We start from the raw sequence: 16,212 nt of genomic DNA, 5'->3' as shown, positions 1-16,212 counted from the left end.
ATACGATGGTTTCGGCCTACCCGCGGGCAAGCTGCGCTTCGGGGGTAGGCCATAGGCCAGCGTAAAGCTGAAGCAAGCGTTGCTCCTCGTGCTGCCAGTTGAGCACCTCCCGCGCCCGCAAGCAGTTCTGCACCAGTTGCTGGTAGCGGCCGGGGGCGTGGTGCAGCAGTTGGTTGAGCGCGTGCGCAATAGCGGCGGGCGCGAGAGCTACCACCTCGGCCACGTCGTACACATCGTTCAGCGCCCGATACTCCGGGAAGTCTACAAGCACTTGCGGTACGCCCGCATGCAGGTAGTCGAAAAACTTGTTGGCCAGCGAGTAGTAGTAGCTCAGGCCCTGCTTTTCGAGCAGCATAATGCCCACGGCCGCCGCGCGCGTTACGGCCCGCAGCTCGTGGGGCAGCACGTATCCCCTGAACTCCACCTTGCCCGAGGCCAGCAGCCCTAGCCGCTCGGCGCGTGCCCGCAGCTCCGCCGACAAGTCGCCCTCGCCGCAGAGCACCAACCGCCCCTGCACGTGGGGCATGGCATCCAGCAACGCTTCCAGGCCGCGCCCTACGTTCAGCGTGCCCTGGTAGAGAATGTAGCCCGCGGGCGTGGGCAGGGGTGTTTCTGTTTCTACTGTTGTGAGTTGGCTGATATTGCGAATCACAGCGAAAGGCCGGCCGTAGCGGGCCTCAAATACGCCTGCTAATGCGGGCCCCACCGTATAAGCCAGCGTTGCGCGCGGCACGACAAACCCTTCTACCCATCGCCAGGCGCGCTGCACCATAGGGCGGCTCACTACCTCAGGAACTTCCGTAAACAACTCGTGTGCGTCGTATACAAAGGGCTGCCTTCCCAGCCGGGCGCGCAGCCACACGGGTAGGGCTGTGTCTAGGTCGATGGCGCACCAGGCGCTGGCCCGCTGCCGCAGCAGGTAGAGCAGCAGTCGTACGCTGAACTCCAGATAGAACAGCTTTCCTTTCGTGAACCAGCACCGCAGCCGGTGCTGCTGGTATGGTTGAGGTTGCAGCGGCTCCGATTGAGGCCAAGCGCGTCCTACCAGCGTTACGTGGTAGCCCTGCCGGGCCAGGCTGCCGCAGATGCGCTGCATCCGTTGGTCATAATTCAGATCGGTGGTAACAGCGAAGAGCAAGGAGCGCATACTCGAAAAGACGCTAGTTGCGCTTGTTGGATAAATTCCTGAGGAAGAAGCCTAAAAATTGCGTTATTTTTGACAAATTTAGGAAATTAGCCTGTTTTATTACGCCCGCTAGGCCACGGCCGCGTTACCTGTCGTCCGGATTTCACATTTCTAATGTCTACTCGCTCCTTGCCCGCTACTCCAGGTGCTACTGCCTCTGATGCCATGTATCGGGCTTTATTTGATGATGCGTACGACGCCTTGCTGCTCTACGACGAGCGGGGCAAGCTGCTCGACTGCAACCGGACGGCTGTACACTTGCTGGGCACCACCCGCAACCATTTATTGATGGCCGGCCTGATGAGCTTTGCTCGCCCCCACGGCGGCACCAGCGGCGAAGAGTTCTGGCAGTCGGATATTATGCTGCGTGAGGCCATACTCGATACGGCCCGTACCGGCCAGACCTACGCCAAAAGCTGGCATGGGCTGGGCAGCAACCACTCTCGCCTCGATGGGTGGGTGAGCCTGCACCGCGTGCCTACCCCACAGGGCACTCGGGTGCAGCTCACGCTGCGCGACATTACGCGGGCGCCCCGGCCTGCCCAGCGCCCGCCCGACCAGGCGGGACTACTCGACCGCACCCGCCGTGAGCTGCGCGACGTACTTAGCCGCACCGACCAAGCGTACATCCTGATTGACTTGAAAGGCACCATTCAGGACGTCAACGAGTTCTTCCTTGGCTTCACAGAATACACCCGCGAGGAGGTGCTGGGCAAGAACTACCACGCCCTCTTTGTGCCCGCAGCCGAGCGCGACGCCCGACGACGATACTTTGAGGTGGCTGTACGGGGCGAAAAGGAGGCAGACGACATGGAGCGTGTGATTCTGACGCGCTCCGGCAAGCCCCGACAGGTATTCTGGCATGCCGAGTTGGCCCGCGACCTGAGTGGCAACGTAACAGGTATGTTCTTTATCGGGCGCGACCGGACGGACCGCCACGTGACGGCCCGCGCCCTCAACGACAACCGCAACCGCCTCCAGGACTTCTTCGACAACGCTCACGACCTGATTCAAAATCTGAGCGTCGACAACCGGTTTTTGTCGGTAAACAAGGCCTGGCGCGAAAAGCTAGGCTACTCGGAGGAAGACCTCCCCCAGCTCACGCTCAACGACGTGGTGCACCCTTATTACAAAGCCAAGCTGCTCTACCAGCTGCGCAATCTGTACAAGGGCGAAAAAGTGAACAAGCTGGAAACCGTTTTCCTGACGAAAAGTGGCAAGCCGGTGCACCTGATTGGCTCCATTTCCTGCGCTTGGCAGGAAGACGAGCCCGTGAGCACCCGCGCCATCCTGCACGACATCACCGACCGCATCAAGGCGGAGCGGTTGCAGAAGGTGTACTATAGCATTGCCAACCTGGCAATTAGCTCCAAAGACCTGCATGCGCTGTACGGAGCTATTCACAGGGAGCTGAGCAAGATTATTGAGACCAACAACTTCTATATTGCCCTCTGCGACGACGCCCGTACGCAGTTGCAGTTTGTGTATTACGTAGACCAAAGCTCTTCTAATGAGCAGCCTACCAAGGCGCGGCCGTTTTCGTCGGGGGTGTCGGAGTATATTATTCGTACGGGGCGTCCGCAGTTTTTGCTGCGGAGCGAGTTGGAGGAGCTAATCGGTAATGGGTCCATTACGGCCTACGGTGTGATGCCGGAGGTGATGCTGTGCTCGCCCCTGAGCATTGGGGAGCGAATCATCGGCGTTATTGCCGTGCAGGACTACCACAAGGCCGACGCCTACGCGGTGGGCGACATTGAGATTCTGCACTTTATCTCCAACCAAGTGGCCCTGGCCATTGAGCGCAAGCGCAATGAGGTACAGATCAACAAGCAGAATGCGCGCCTGAACGCCATTTTCGAGAGCGGCTCCCACCTGATGTGGTCCGTGGATACGCACTCGCGCCTCACGTCCTTCAACCGCAACTACGCCGCCTACTTCCTGCGCAACAACGGGGTGTACCCTACCCTGAACGTGAACCTGTGGCAGGCCGACCTGGCGATGGTAGCCGAAGAGGCCCGCGACTTGTTTGTGGAGAACTACAAGCTGGCCTTCGAGGGGCACCCGCAGCGCTTTGAGGTGCGCCTGCGCGACGCCCGTGGCCATGATACCTGGCGCGAAATCTACCTCAACCCGATTTACCTCGACGATGGCACATTCGAGGAAATATCGGGCATGGCCCACGACATTACCGAGACCAAGGCCTCGCAGCTGGAACTGGCGGCACAGGAAGAGAAATTCCGCGCCATTTTTGAGTCGTTCCAGGATATTTACTACCGTACCGACGAGCACGGCCACGTCACACTGGTGAGCCCATCGGTATACGAAGCCTTGGGCTACCAGCCCGAAGAGGCCATTGGCCAGCACCTACCCTCGCACTACGCCGATCCGGCCGACTACGACCGTTTACAGCAGGAAATCAAGGAAAAAGGCGTACTACGCAACTTTGAAACGTCCATTCGTCACAAAGACGGGCATTATGTGAGTATGCTCATCAATGCCCGCCCTGCGCCGGGGCAGACGGGCGGTACCGAGGGCATTGGGCGCGACATTACGGAGCTGAAGCAGATTCAGGACGATTTGCGCCGTGCCAAGGACGAGGCCGAAACCGCCCTGGAAGCCAAAACGCAGTTCCTGGCCAACATGAGCCATGAACTGCGCACGCCTATGAACGGCATTATCGGCATGATTGACCTGCTGCACCAGACCGTGACGTCGGAGGAGCAGGAAGACTACGTGGACACCCTGCGGAAATCGTCGGAAGCGCTGTTGGCCATTCTGAACGATATTCTGGATTTGTCGAAGATTCAGGCGGGTAAGTTGCAGCTGCACGCCCACGGCCTGGACCTTTATTATACGCTGGACAAAATTCATTCGCTGTTTGCCAACCGTGCCAGCCAGAAGGACTTGCAGTTCACCTACCATGTCACGCCGCACACGCCGCGCTTCATCCTCACCGACGAAACCCGCCTGCTGCAAATCCTGTCCAACCTCACCTCCAACGCCATCAAGTTCACCAACCAAGGCACGGTGAGCATTGAGGTATCGTCTATTGCCACCGACGGGGAGCAACATACCCTGCGCTTTGCGGTGCAGGACTCGGGCATTGGCATTTCGGAGCAAGACGCCAAGCTGCTGTTCACCAATTTCACCCAGCTCGATACTACCCCTACCAAAGCCTTTGGTGGCACGGGTTTGGGCTTGGCCATCAGCAAACAGCTGGCCGAGCTGCTGGGCGGCGAGATTGGGGTCGATTCGCACGTGCGGGAAGGCAGCACGTTCTGGTTTACCATTCAGTGCAACGTTGCGCACAACGAAGAAGAAATTCTACACCAGCGCACGGTCGCCCGCGAACGGACGCAAGAGGTAGTCCGCTTCGAGTCGGTACCGCGGGTGCTACTAGTCGACGACAACCCCATCAACCAGAAGGTAGCCTCACGCCTGCTCGATAAGCTAGGCTGCCACGTGGAAATGGCCTCCGACGGCTTCGAAGCCATCAGCAAGGCCGACTCGCCCAAAAACCGCTACGACATTATCTTCATGGACATTCAGATGCCGGAGATGGACGGCGTGACGGCCATGCACGAAATACGGCGCCGTTTGGGCAAGCAATGCCCGCCGGTGGTAGCCATGACGGCCTACTCCATGAAGGAGGATGCCGAGCGGTTTGTGCAGGAAGGCATGGATGACTACGTGTCGAAGCCCGTGAAAACGCAGGACCTCTACACCGTGCTGCGCCGCTGGACCAGCACCACCGAGCGGGCTGTGCTACCCACGCGCGACATGGGCACGGCCCTACCCCCCGCCGAGCCAGCCCCCATTGCAGCCGATACCAGCGCCCCCGCGCCTACCCCCATAACTGCCGAGGAGCTAGCGCCCGAAGAGCTGGAAGGCTGCATCGACGCCGAAGTCATCAACCAGCTGCGGCAGCTGGGCGGCGACGATTTTGCGGCTAGTCTCTACTCCGATTTTGAAACTGAGGCTGAACAGCTGCTCACTGAAGCTAGTACTTTGGTGAGTGCCGGGCGCTTCGAGGCCATTCTACCCCACTTGCACCAGCTAAAGGGCACGGGCTTCACGCTGGGGATAAACCGGCTGGCTGAAGGTGCTAAAGAGCTGGAGCACGACCTCAAGAAAGGAGAAACGACCAACGTTGTTCAGGATTTTCAGCGCCTACTGCGTTACTTTGCGCAGTTTAAGGCCGTATATCAGCAGGTCACGCAAGCGCCGTAACCGGCAAATCTGATCTTATCCATCACGTTTTCCCAACCTACATCTTCAACACAACTACCCGCATGGCTGATTCGAAAACTATTTTGATTGCGGAAGACAGCTCCGTTATTCTGAACCTCACCAAGAAAATACTTGAGCTGCAAAAGTACCGCATCATATCGGCAAAAAATGGGGGTGAAGTCATTAAGCAGGTTGAAAGCCAGCCAATTGACTGCATTCTGATGGACATTAACATTCCGGTGAAGGACGGCATGGAGTGCACCCGCGAAATCCGCCGCAACCCCGACCCGCGCATTGCCCAGATTCCGGTTATTGCCATCACCGGCAACGCCAACAACTACTCAATGGAGCAGTTCCGTGAGGCCGGCGTAACCGACTACCTCCCCAAGCCCCTCGACTTCGACGCGCTGGTGCGCGTGGTGAAGCAGCATGTAGGTTAATTAGTGGGTCTTGGGGGCTTGGGGGCTTAAGGTCTTGGGTGGTGTTCCAATACATAGTTGTTGAACAACACCCAAGACCCTAAGCCCCCAAGACCCCAAGACCCTAAAGTCCTATGCAAATTACCTTTCTCGGCACGGGCACGTCGCAGGGGGTGCCCATTATTGGGTGCCACTGCCCCGTGTGCCGTTCGGTGGACTACCGCGACAAGCGCCTGCGGGTGGCCGTGCACGTGCAGGTGGCGGGCAAGAGCATTGTCATTGACTCGGGTCCGGACTTTCGGCAGCAGATGCTGCGCGAGCGGATTGAGCAGTTGGACGCCCTCGTGTTCACCCACGAGCACAAAGACCACACCGCTGGCCTCGACGATATTCGCTCCTACAACTTTCGGCAGCAGCGCGACATGCCGCTCTACGCCGAACCGCGCGTATTAGCGCAACTGCAACAGGAGTTTGCCTACATCTTCGCGGAGAATAAGTATCCCGGCGTGCCCCGCGTCAAAACTATCCCCATCACCAGCGACACGGAGGCGTTTCTGGTGGAGGGTGTGCCGTTTCAGCCCATCCGGGCCTTGCACTACCGGCTGCCGGTGCTGGGCTACCGCATCGGCGATTTCACCTACATCACCGACGCCAACTACCTAACCGAAGCGGCGCTGGCCCAGGTACGTGGCTCGCGGGTGATAGTGCTGAACGCGTTGCGTCACGAAAAGCACATTTCGCATTTTTCGCTGCCCGAGGCACTGGAACTACTGACGGACCTGGCACCGGAGCAAGCCTACCTCACCCACATCAGCCACCAACTGGGTATGCACCACGAGGTGGAAGCTACCCTACCAGACTTTGTGCGGCTGGCGTACGATGGATTGCAGATAGTGGTATAGCAGCGTTACTTTGTGATGCGAAGGGTGATGGCAATGTCCTTTTTGCCCGGCTTATCACGCATCTGGTCAACTTCCCATTGGGTGTAGTAGAGCATGTAGCGGCGGCCGTTGGCCCGTACGCTAGTGGTATCAATCCATTTCGGCGTGTATAGCGGCCTCGAGTCGACGGGTACTTTCATTTGCTGAGTGTTGCCTTGTGCATCCGTAATGCGTAGGGTAGGCGCCACAACATCAGGGCTAAAGCAAATCACATTTTTTGGGCAGATCTTGTATTGCATATCTGTCACCTCTACTATCAATTCTGGCTGTGAGGCGGCATCTAGCCGCGCCTGCTGCTGGTAGTTTAAGGTAAACTCCTGGTCGAAATCAGCGACGATAGACGATGGTATAGCCTCACCTTCATCGGTTGTATAACACGCTGTCAGGCTCAATGCTGCACCGAAAAGCAGTAGATGTTTTTTCATTAGTCAAAGAAAATACAAATGAGGGGTTTATCTCATTTGCGAGAGCTTATGGCAATACCAAATGGTTGCACGCACCTTTTCTCTATCTTCAGCAGCTAGCGTTACTTCGAATGCGTTTGTTTCCCCTACCCTGGCTCAAAGAAAAGCTTTACTCCCCGCTTACACCCGATGAGATTGTAGAGCGGTTAAAAACCGTTGTACACTTTACCACTTCTTGGAGTGACCTCTTTTGGACAAAAGCCACGGCACCTTTCGAAGGGAAGCTTGCACATAAATCATTTTCTTTTCAGCGAGCTACCTTAGCTAGAGCTTCTTATTTGCCGCAAATTACTGGTCGGATAAGTTCTGATCAGGTGCAAGGCGGCAGCACCGTATTGCTTTGCCACCGGTTGGGCTGGGCAGTCTTAGTGTTAAATAGCTTATGGCTGCTGGGCATAGGTTTGGTTACACTTTTCGCAGGACTTGTTGCTGGTGCTTCTTCCTTTTTTTGGATGGTGCTGGGCCTTTTCGTGCTTAGTGTGTTACTATTCACCGTGCCGTTCTGGTTGGAGGTGCGCAAGTCACGGCCAATGCTGATGAAGCTGCTGAAGCTACAAGCAGTGTCCGAGTAGTAGTCAGCTGGTAAACTAACGAGTATTGTAGCGGCACAATATGTTGTGTCCCTTCGTTGAACAACTAGCAATAGTATCGTTCAACCAAAAACCTCAGCCACGACGAGACACTAGATGTTGTGTCTTTATTTCTTTCACCGATGCACACCAACTACTACTTCCTGCGCCTACTTGCACCTGCCCTCACCCAAGCGCTGAGGGGCTACCGGGTAGTCACGTGCTTTTCGCAGGAAAAGGATGAGCTGGTGATTGGCTTGACCAACGGTGCGGCTGAGTTCTGGCTGAAAGCGCAACTATCGGCGGCATTTCCGGCGCTGGCCCTGCCTGAGACGTTCCACCGCGCCCGGCAAAACTCGGTGGATTTGCTGCCTGGTTTGCTGGGACGCGAGGTAGGGCAGGTGGATGCGCTGCCGCAGGATAGAATTTTGCAATTCACCTTTACCGACGGCGCTACCCTGCTGCTAAAGCTGTTCGGTCCCCGGCCCAACGCCATCTTCCGCCCTACCCCGGAGGCACCCGCCGAGCTGTTTCACCAGCGCTACACTGCTGATGCCGACATACGGCCCCTACCCCCTACTCCGGCCCTGGATGCCGGCACCCGCCACCACGAGGCCGACCCACTCCGCCGCTACCCCGCCCTCAGCGACCTACCCGCCCGCTACCTGCGTGCCCACGACTACGACCCAGCACCCCTACCTCAACGGGAAGAATTGGTGCAGGGTGTCATTCGGCAACTAGAGCAGCCGGCGCATTTCTATGTGATACAGCTGGATGGGCGCACGCGCCTGAGCTTGCTGCCGCTCGGGGAAGTGCAGCAAACCCTACCCACTGCCGACCCCATTGCTGCCCTGTGTGCGTTTGTACCGCATTTTTTGAGTCGGCGGGCGTACGAGACAGAGGTGCGCCAAGTGCGGCAGAATCTGGAAAAGCGGGCCGAGGAAGCCAGCACCAGCGCCCAAATGGCGCGCACGCGCCGCCACGCGCTGGAGCACACCGCTGGCTACCGCCAAACCGCCGACCTGATTATGGCCCACCTGAGCCAGATTTCGGCCGGTGCGGCACAGGTGGAAGTCGTTGATTTTTACCAGGACAATCAGCCACGCGTGATCAAGCTGAAGCCCACCGAAACACCCCAGCGTACCGCTCAAAACCTCTATCGCAAAGCCAAAAACCAGCAGATTGAGCTGCAACAGCTCAGCCAGCGCATCGAACAGCGCGAAGCGGAAGCTTTCTGGTGCCTGGAACGGCTGGAGGAACTGACTGAGTTAGCAGACTTGCGCACGCTCCGCACCTGGCGCAAGCAGCACGGCCTCGACCCCATTACCCAGGCCAAAGCGGCCAGCAACGAGCTACCGTTCAAGGTGTTTACGGATAGCGGCTTTACAATTCTGGTGGGTCGCAATGCACAGAACAACGACTTACTCACGCAGAAATACGCCCACAAAGACGACCTGTGGCTACACGCCAAGGACGTGAGCGGCTCGCACGTAGTGATTCGGCACCGGGCGGGCCAGCCGGTGCCCGAGCCCGTGGTGGAGCGCGCCGCCCAACTGGCTGCGTGGTACTCGCGCCGTCAGCACGACTCGCTGTGCCCCGTGACGGTGACGCCCAAAAAGTTTGTGCGCAAGCCTAAAGGTGCCGCACCGGGCGCCGTGGTGGTAGAGCGTGAGCGGGTGGTGCTGGTAGTGCCCGGTAATCCGTTTGAGCGGGTAGGCGCGAATTAAAGCGGATTTTGTGGAAGATTCAGCAAAGTGATATGATCATCAATCGTCCGCAAAACCTATCTTAATCCGCAATAAAAAAGTCCGACCTGTATAGGTCGGACTTTGTAATGTGCGCGCGGGGAGATTCGAACTCCCACACCCGAAGGCACCACCCCCTCAAGATGGCGTGTCTACCAGTTTCACCACGTGCGCAGTAGGCTAGAAAAACACAACTCCTGGTTTCGAAAGCGAGCTTTCGGCTTCGCTGAGGCGGCGAAGTGGGCACAAAAGTAGGTGGCTGGTGCCGGTCGTGCAAGCCTCTGGGCGTATTTTTCTTGTAAGATGTTCTTGCCGCAATGGTTTTGAGCTCAGTATCAGTCTGCAACAGGTAGATATTTTTTCTTACACTACCTGCTTTTGCAGATTTGCGGTACATCTCAAATGTAAAACTCCTACCCTACCACTTAGGTAGAACAACGTGTATCTACGTCTATAAATAAAGCGCCCGGCCAACGTTGTTGGCCGGGCGCTCTGTGTACGCTAGAAGAAAATACTACTCTGCTTGTGTAAGCGGAGCTTCTACTACGTGTTCCGACACGAACCATACTTGCATTTCGTTGGCGCGTAGTACGTCGCTCACTACCATATCGTTGGTGCCATCGTCGCCAGAGTCATCAGCTTTCTTGGCAATATCGTGGCACTGTTGCAGGATGATCTGGTGGGCTTCTAGTAAGCGCGAAATCTGCACAGGCACTTCTTCACGGTCGCGGGGCGGGCGCGGAATGCTGGTCAGTTCGGCTACGTCGGCGGCCATAGCTACAGCCACACCACCCAGAATCTGGATGCGCTCGGCAATGGTGTCTACCAGTTCGCTTTGCTCCTCGTAGTGCTTATCGAACAGCAAGTGCAGCTGATAGAAGGTAGGGCCTACCACTTGCCAGTGATGCTTTTTGTACATATCACGCAAGCTGCACGTATCAGCCAGTAGCTGGTTGAGCAGTTCTACGCTTTCGCGGCGAATATCCTCGCTCAGGCCAATGGGGAGGCGCTGCGACACGGTACCGTACTTCTGAATGGGAGCCGGCGCGTTTTGTTGTTGGTTTAAGATAGGCTGCACGTTGACGGCGGGATTGGGCGCAGCCACGGCGTTCTTGGATTCTTTTGCTTTAGCAGGAGCTGCTTTGGCGGCTACGGGAGCCTTTTTATTGGTGCTGGGAAGGGCCATAATCAGAAAGAAAGTAAACAGGTTGGAGAGACGGGCCGGAGCAGGTAGAGTGCCTACATGCTGAGCGGCTCGCCTGCCACTGTGTACGCACAATTACGGCCGGGGTTAGGCTAATTTCATTGGGCAAAACCGTCTTGCCTCTATTTTGCACGTGCAAGCCTGTGCGTACTGGTAGCAGGTCCCGTATCTTGTCGCCGGCGCTCTTTTTCCACGTTTATAGCTTTCGCTCATGCCTTTTCCTTTCGTCGGCGACGACAAATCCACGATTGCTCGGTTGCTGAATACCCTGCCCCAGGTGGGCCAGCTAGAATGGATTGGCATTCGGCCGGTGCGCCGCGCGCCGATGGTACCCATGCAGGAAGCCACTGTGGAAACCGACCGCCACCTTTCCGGCGACCATGCCCGCCCCAAGTCCGGCGGTAAGCGGCAGATTACGCTTATTCAGGCCGAGCACCTGCCCGCCGTGGCCGGCTACCTGGGCCTGACGGAAGCCGTAGACCCGGCTCGCCTACGCCGCAACCTGGTAGTCAGCGGCCTGAACCTGCTGGCCCTGAAAAACCGCCAAGTGCGCATTGGCGACGAGGTAGTGCTGGAGATTACGGGCGAGTGCCACCCCTGCTCGCGCATGGAAGAAGAACTGGGGCCGGGCGGCTACAACGCCATGCGCGGCCACGGCGGCCTTACGGCCCGCATTCTGCACGGCGGCACCATTCGGGTAGGCGATGCGGTGCAGGTGGTAGCAGCAACGTAGCTTTCCCTTCGGCAGGCTTAGTCCTGCTGCGAGGGTAGGCGCTCCCCTACTGGCGCGCCGTTGCGGTGTGCCAGCCGATACGCCAGGGCCAGCACCACATTGTTTTTGGCAGCCGTATTTTGCGGGATAAACTGTCCCTGTCGAAACGCAGGCAGGTTGTAGTTGGCCTGATTTACCCAACCCGCCTGCACGGTTAGATGAGCGTTTATCTGATAGCCAATGCCGGCATATACGCGGTTACGCTCGAAGGTAGGCCCTTTGGGATTTAGAAAAATTTCGTCGTAGGCCGACAAAAAGAAAGTTTTATCGGTGATGGTGGGCTTATTCAAAGGCAAAAAGGCGTTCAGACGGTAGCGCAGGCGCATCCGAAAATCAGTGCTATCGTCGCGAAACCGGAACCACCGCTCTTCCACCCGATAGCGGTGTTCCAGCTTCACGCGGTGCGTGAACTGGCTCATGACCACCTGCTGCCAGAAGCGCTTCTCTACGTTGAGAGGGCCGGCGCCCAGGTCTTTGTAATCGGCAGTGGCGTAGCGGCCACCAGCCAGCGTGAAGGTGAAGTTGCGGTCCAGATCGTAGCTCAGTCCCGCTTTCAGTTCATGGTAGAAATACTGCCGGAATACGGCGTTCGTGCGGGCTTGTGCTTCCGCAAAGCCTCCCCATTTTTTTTCGGCCGTGCCCGGCAGCACCAGCGTAACCACTCCCCAGCTTCCCCACGGCTGCACCGGATTTACAACCGTTTGAGCCAGCAGCGGGCAACGCGCCCCCAACCATAGCATCAGTAACCCAAGGAGTACGCGTTTTTTCACAAGAAGAGATAAGCAGAACTGTTCAAACTACCCTGAATAGTGCCAACAGGCGAGAAGTTGGAGCCTGGGTTAGTGCAAAGATATTCGCCGTTGGGTTGTGGCCACCATTTAAGGTTCACCTAGCCTTGCGTAGCGCTAGTGTAGCGAAAGCGTCCCACCTTTGCCGTCCATTTGTTGTCACCAGCCTACTGCTATCTATGCCCAGCACAGACCACCCGACACACTACGTTTTGTTTGACCACGATGGCGGGGTAGACGACTTCCTGTCGCTACTCCTGCTCTTGCATATGCCCCACATTGAGCTGTTGGGCATCTCCGTGACGCCCGCCGATTGCTACCTGGAAACCGCTCTGCTGACTACGCACAAGCTGCTAGCGCTGGCTCAGCGCACGGATATTGAAGTAAGCGGCGGTAACTACCACGGCGTAAATGCCTTCCCCGCCGACTGGCGGGCCAAGCCAAAGATTCTGAATGCGCTACCGGGCATGATTAATGTGGACACGCCCGGTGCGGCCCACTACGACGACAGCGTGGCCTTCATCCGGCGCAAGCTGGCCGCCGCACCTGGCCCGGTTACAGTGCTGCTCACGGGGCCGTGCTCCAACCTGGTGCATGCGCTGGAACAAGACCCTACCCTGGCAGCCAAAGTGGGTGAAGTGGTCTGGATGGGCGGCGCTGTGGACGTTATTGGCAACGTTAAGACCTATAACCACAACGGCACTGCCGAGTGGAACGTGTTTTGGGACCCTATTTCGGCGCACAAGCTGTTTCGTATGGGGCTGCCCGTTACCATTGTGCCGCTGGACGCCACCAACCACGTGCCCGTCAGCTTCGACTTTCTGCAACAGCTGGCCCAGCAGTCGAACTACTTTTTTTCCAATCTGGCCGGACAGTTTTGGGCCACCACCATTGATACTATTCCGTCTTACGAATACACCTACTTTATGTGGGACGTGCTCACAACGAGCTACCTGGCTATTCCAGAGGCCTTTGACTTCGACATGGTGGAGCTGGACGTAACGCCCACGGGCGCCAGCGCCGGCAACACCCACCGCGCACCCGGCTCGGGACAATGGGTAAAAATGGCCGTGAACGTGCGGAAAGGCGATTTCTACGCTTATCTGTTCCGGCAGCTGCGGCAGCCGTTGTAAACAGAGCGAAGCTTAACTCATTGCTTAAAAGAAATTCAAAATAGTATTGTTCTAATCTACAGTTAAAATGGCGTGAAGTTAGCTTTCCGATTGGGCCGTGGTTGATTTGCGCCATAGATGAACCAGGAAGCACGCCAGTTCGTATTTGATAATGAACTACGCTTTCTATAATTTCTGCTATTTGGCCTACGCAGCCTCTAGTCTGTGCTCTACGGCACACTGCCTTTTGCCTTGTTACTAGCTATTCGATAAGGTTCCGTTCTTTACCTCCCACCCTATGAGTTCAAACACTTCTTCCCCCCTTGCCCTTACAGCCTTAGCGCTGTTGTTGCTCTCCAGCGGAGTCATTCTTACCTCTTCCGTCTGTAATGTCACCGCCCGGCCCTCTTCCCGCTCCTACCCCTGCGCAAAGCGATTCTTACACTGCCGGCGCCGCAGTCAGCGTGCAGTGTAGCATACACAAACTTCAAAACACACTATTTGCCTAGCATTAGCGAGTGTTTCCACACACAACAACACAAAGGGTGCGAATACCTAGGTATTCGCACCCTTTGTGTATTTTACTTGGCAGTTACACCCCACCTTCCATGCGCACAATGCGCGGCGTAAACGTACCCAGCACATCCACCAAGTCGTGCTGGCTGGCCATCACAGCGTGGATGTCTTTGTACGCCTGGGGGGCTTCGTCTACTCCGCCCCCAATCAGCTCGATGTGGTGCTGCTGGAGGTAGCGGCGCACGTCGGCTTCACCCAGCTCTTGCTTGGCGCGGGTGCGCGACATAGCCCGCCCAGCCCCGTGCGAGGCCGATGCCAGCGATGTTGCCTCGCCCCTACCCCGCACAATAAAGCCGGGGGCCGTCATGGAGCCAGGAATGATGCCCAGCACGCCTGCGCCGGCCGGCGTGGCGCCCTTGCGGTGTACCACCACCTCTTGCCCAGTGGCCAAGCGCTCTTTCCAGGCAAAGTTGTGGTGGTTTTCCACTTTCGCCAGAGGCCGTTCGCCTAGAGCCTTAGACAGGCGCTGATGAATCTGGTGGTGGCACGCCGAGGCGTAGTCGCCGGCCAGGTTCATGGCAGCCCAGTACTCTTGCCCGGCTTCGCTTTCCAGCGAGAGCCACGCCAAGTGCTGCGCCTCAGTGGGCAGTTGGCACACATCCTTGGCAAGCTTGGTGTAGTGGTTGGCGATGCTGGCGCCCAGCCCCCGCGAGCCGGAGTGCGACAGCAGCCCCAGGTACTGCCCAACCGGCACGCCCAGCTCATTAGCGGGGTCGAGGATGTCCACTACACCCCACTCCACGAAATGGTTGCCGCCGCCCGACGAGCCGATTTGGGTAGCCGCCGTGTCCAGTTTATTCCGCAGAAAGCCAATTTCCTGAAATTCGGCGCGGTCGAGCACCGCGTGGTCCAGCTTCTGGCCATGGCGAAACACGTCGCGGTTGCCGAAGCGGGTGTTGTCTATCAGCAGTTTGCGTAGCTCCTGCACGCGCTGCTCCAGGTGCTTGGGCGGCAGCGCAAACACCGACAAGGCCATGCGGCAGCCAATGTCTACACCCACGGCGTAAGGAATCACAGCGTTATCAGTAGCCAGCACGCCCCCAATGGGTAGGCCGTAGCCGTGGTGGGCATCGGGCATAAGGGCGCCGGCCACCGTTACGGGCAGCTTCATGGCCGTTTCCATCTGATGGATAGCACCCTGCTCGATGTGCTCGGCCCCAAACAGGGCATAGGGCTTGCGCTCGGCCAGGGCGATATGGCGCGAGGGAGGCGGTAGCAAGGCCGCCGCCGTATGGCTCCAGTCGAGGTGGGTGAGGTAATCGTTGGGGTTGGCGAGCAGGTTTTGGAGCAACGTCAGCTGCTCGGTATGCGAGAGTTTTTTGAGGTGCTTGCGCTGCAATTGTGCCAGCGCCAGCCCAATGGCCCGACCTTCCGGGAATCCCAGTTGGCGAAGGTCGTTGCCGCGTAGTTGTTGAGCCATGAGAGGTGAGTAGTGAAATTGTGATGTGGTGAGTAGCTACCTGGTACCAGAGCAACGGCCGGTTCGAGCGTGGCTAATAGTCAACGTGATAGGTCGAAGGAACGCAGGCCTAAGGCATCCGGTAAGTAAGAGTCTGTTTGCGTTAATAATTGAACGGTGTAGAGACGCATATTTGCGTCTCATCAGCCGCGCCGCGTGCACGAAATCGTTCAACGACGAGACGCAAGTATGCGTCTCTACATCATTGCGGCCACCCTGTAGCTAACGCAACCAGCTTTTAAAAAAGAGCAAGGGTAAGAAACGACCAGCCGCTTGAGTTTTTCAGAACGGAGGAAGGCTGATCTACGACACCTTTCTCTTTTGTTATCATCTGACAGGGCAACAAGCACGAAACCCCTATGTGCTCTAACCACCTGAGCTATTGCCTTGCGGCAGGAGGGACTCGAACCCCCGACCCCATCGATCCAAACGAAGTAAGGCTTCGCTACGGCACCTGTCAGATATACATAAAAGCATCGGGGCAACAAGCGCGCAGCCTCCAGTCCCGCTCTGCCAGTTGAGCTACAGTTGGCTGCTGCCAACCGGCGGGATTCGAACCCGCAACCTGGGCATTAAGAGTGCGAAGTATGGCTGCCCTACGGCACCCGATGCAAGAAGAATGTTGGGATAATAAGGCGCGAAGCGAAAGACACAGCGCAAAACGCCGTTCTGCTCTACCACCTGAGCTACTACCCCCGTAGGGTAGGCGGGACTCGAACCCGCGACCCGAAGTAACGCTCCGCTACG

General features: G+C 57.4%; 12 protein-coding genes and 1 tRNA gene. 7 read left to right on the top strand and 6 right to left on the bottom strand.

Annotated features, from left to right (window positions below):
• Nucleotides 1-16 precede the first annotated feature (16 nt).
• A complete protein-coding gene (locus H8B15_RS02870) occupies nucleotides 17-1,147 on the bottom strand; it encodes a glycosyltransferase (protein WP_187318157.1) in 1,131 nt (376 codons plus the stop codon).
• A 153-nt stretch (nucleotides 1,148-1,300) separates the two neighbouring features.
• Between H8B15_RS02870 and H8B15_RS02865 the strand changes: the two genes are divergently transcribed.
• The 3 genes from H8B15_RS02865 (at nucleotide 1,301) to H8B15_RS02855 (ending at nucleotide 6,737) form a co-directional block, all read left to right on the top strand.
• Nucleotides 1,301-5,416, top strand: coding sequence for a PAS domain S-box protein (locus H8B15_RS02865; protein WP_187318156.1), 4,116 nt, complete (start codon nucleotides 1,301-1,303; stop codon nucleotides 5,414-5,416).
• Nucleotides 5,417-5,478: 62 nt separating this feature from the next.
• Nucleotides 5,479-5,856, top strand: coding sequence for a response regulator (locus tag H8B15_RS02860; RefSeq protein ID WP_187318155.1), 378 nt, complete (start codon nucleotides 5,479-5,481; stop codon nucleotides 5,854-5,856).
• Between the two features lie 113 nt (nucleotides 5,857-5,969).
• Nucleotides 5,970-6,737: an MBL fold metallo-hydrolase gene (locus H8B15_RS02855; RefSeq protein ID WP_187318154.1), complete on the top strand. Its 768-nt coding sequence runs from the start codon at nucleotides 5,970-5,972 to the stop codon at nucleotides 6,735-6,737.
• 5 nt (nucleotides 6,738-6,742) lie between these two features.
• Here the strand turns inward: H8B15_RS02855 and H8B15_RS02850 are convergent, their stop codons facing one another.
• Nucleotides 6,743-7,201: a hypothetical protein gene (locus H8B15_RS02850; protein WP_187318153.1), complete on the bottom strand. Its 459-nt coding sequence runs from the start codon at nucleotides 7,199-7,201 to the stop codon at nucleotides 6,743-6,745.
• Here H8B15_RS02850 and H8B15_RS02845 point away from each other — a divergent pair.
• Nucleotides 7,168-7,812 carry a hypothetical protein gene (locus tag H8B15_RS02845; RefSeq protein ID WP_187318152.1) on the top strand — a complete coding sequence of 215 codons (645 nt, stop codon included), beginning with the start codon at nucleotides 7,168-7,170 and terminating at the stop codon, nucleotides 7,810-7,812. The two genes, H8B15_RS02850 and H8B15_RS02845, sit on opposite strands and share 34 nt — an antisense overlap.
• Nucleotides 7,813-7,952: 140 nt before the next feature.
• Nucleotides 7,953-9,536, top strand: a complete 1,584-nt coding sequence (locus tag H8B15_RS02840; RefSeq protein ID WP_187318151.1) for an NFACT RNA binding domain-containing protein — start codon at nucleotides 7,953-7,955, stop codon at nucleotides 9,534-9,536.
• A gap of 110 nt (nucleotides 9,537-9,646) precedes the next feature.
• Here the strand turns inward: H8B15_RS02840 and H8B15_RS02835 are convergent.
• Together H8B15_RS02835 and H8B15_RS02830 are read right to left on the bottom strand one after the other, a co-directional pair.
• Nucleotides 9,647-9,728: transfer RNA gene (locus H8B15_RS02835), tRNA-Leu, on the bottom strand.
• 340 nt (nucleotides 9,729-10,068) lie between these two features.
• Nucleotides 10,069-10,740, bottom strand: coding sequence for a Dps family protein (locus H8B15_RS02830; RefSeq protein ID WP_187318150.1), 672 nt, complete (start codon nucleotides 10,738-10,740; stop codon nucleotides 10,069-10,071).
• 229 nt (nucleotides 10,741-10,969) lie between these two features.
• Between H8B15_RS02830 and H8B15_RS02825 the strand changes: the two genes are divergently transcribed.
• Nucleotides 10,970-11,491, top strand: a complete 522-nt coding sequence (locus H8B15_RS02825; protein WP_187318149.1) for an MOSC domain-containing protein — start codon at nucleotides 10,970-10,972, stop codon at nucleotides 11,489-11,491.
• A 17-nt stretch (nucleotides 11,492-11,508) separates the two neighbouring features.
• Here the strand turns inward: H8B15_RS02825 and H8B15_RS02820 are convergent, their stop codons facing one another.
• Entirely contained in the window at nucleotides 11,509-12,300 is a 792-nt protein-coding gene (locus H8B15_RS02820; protein ID WP_343069125.1) for a DUF2490 domain-containing protein, read from the bottom strand.
• 197 nt (nucleotides 12,301-12,497) lie between these two features.
• On the opposite strand from H8B15_RS02820, the gene H8B15_RS02815 reads away from it, so the two are divergent.
• The gene (locus tag H8B15_RS02815; protein WP_187318148.1) at nucleotides 12,498-13,451 is read left to right on the top strand and encodes a nucleoside hydrolase; all 954 of its coding nucleotides are present in this window, start codon (nucleotides 12,498-12,500) and stop codon (nucleotides 13,449-13,451) included.
• A gap of 571 nt (nucleotides 13,452-14,022) precedes the next feature.
• Here the strand turns inward: H8B15_RS02815 and H8B15_RS02810 are convergent.
• A complete protein-coding gene (locus H8B15_RS02810) occupies nucleotides 14,023-15,426 on the bottom strand; it encodes an RtcB family protein (protein ID WP_187318147.1) in 1,404 nt (467 codons plus the stop codon).
• Nucleotides 15,427-16,212: the final 786 nt, after the last annotated feature.

Source organism: Hymenobacter citatus (genome assembly GCF_014333615.1).
GTDB classification, from domain to species: Bacteria; Bacteroidota; Bacteroidia; order Cytophagales; family Hymenobacteraceae; genus Hymenobacter; species Hymenobacter citatus.
This window is presented reverse-complemented; position numbering and strand designations above follow the sequence as displayed.

Bases quoted from the DNA above. Each gene is read 5' to 3' on its own strand.
- H8B15_RS02815 (WP_187318148.1), top strand. From the start codon at position 12,498: ATGCCCAGCACAGACCACCCGACACACTACGTTTTGTTTGACCACGAT.
- H8B15_RS02870 (WP_187318157.1), bottom strand. From the start codon at position 1,147: ATGCGCTCCTTGCTCTTCGCTGTTACCACCGATCTGAATTATGACCAA.
- H8B15_RS02830 (WP_187318150.1), bottom strand. From the start codon at position 10,740: ATGGCCCTTCCCAGCACCAATAAAAAGGCTCCCGTAGCCGCCAAAGCA.
- H8B15_RS02860 (WP_187318155.1), top strand. From the start codon at position 5,479: ATGGCTGATTCGAAAACTATTTTGATTGCGGAAGACAGCTCCGTTATT.
- H8B15_RS02850 (WP_187318153.1), bottom strand. From the start codon at position 7,201: ATGAAAAAACATCTACTGCTTTTCGGTGCAGCATTGAGCCTGACAGCG.
- H8B15_RS02855 (WP_187318154.1), top strand. From the start codon at position 5,970: ATGCAAATTACCTTTCTCGGCACGGGCACGTCGCAGGGGGTGCCCATT.
- H8B15_RS02845 (WP_187318152.1), top strand. From the start codon at position 7,168: ATGCTGCACCGAAAAGCAGTAGATGTTTTTTCATTAGTCAAAGAAAAT.
- H8B15_RS02825 (WP_187318149.1), top strand. From the start codon at position 10,970: ATGCCTTTTCCTTTCGTCGGCGACGACAAATCCACGATTGCTCGGTTG.
- H8B15_RS02840 (WP_187318151.1), top strand. From the start codon at position 7,953: ATGCACACCAACTACTACTTCCTGCGCCTACTTGCACCTGCCCTCACC.
- H8B15_RS02810 (WP_187318147.1), bottom strand. From the start codon at position 15,426: ATGGCTCAACAACTACGCGGCAACGACCTTCGCCAACTGGGATTCCCG.
- H8B15_RS02865 (WP_187318156.1), top strand. From the start codon at position 1,301: ATGTCTACTCGCTCCTTGCCCGCTACTCCAGGTGCTACTGCCTCTGAT.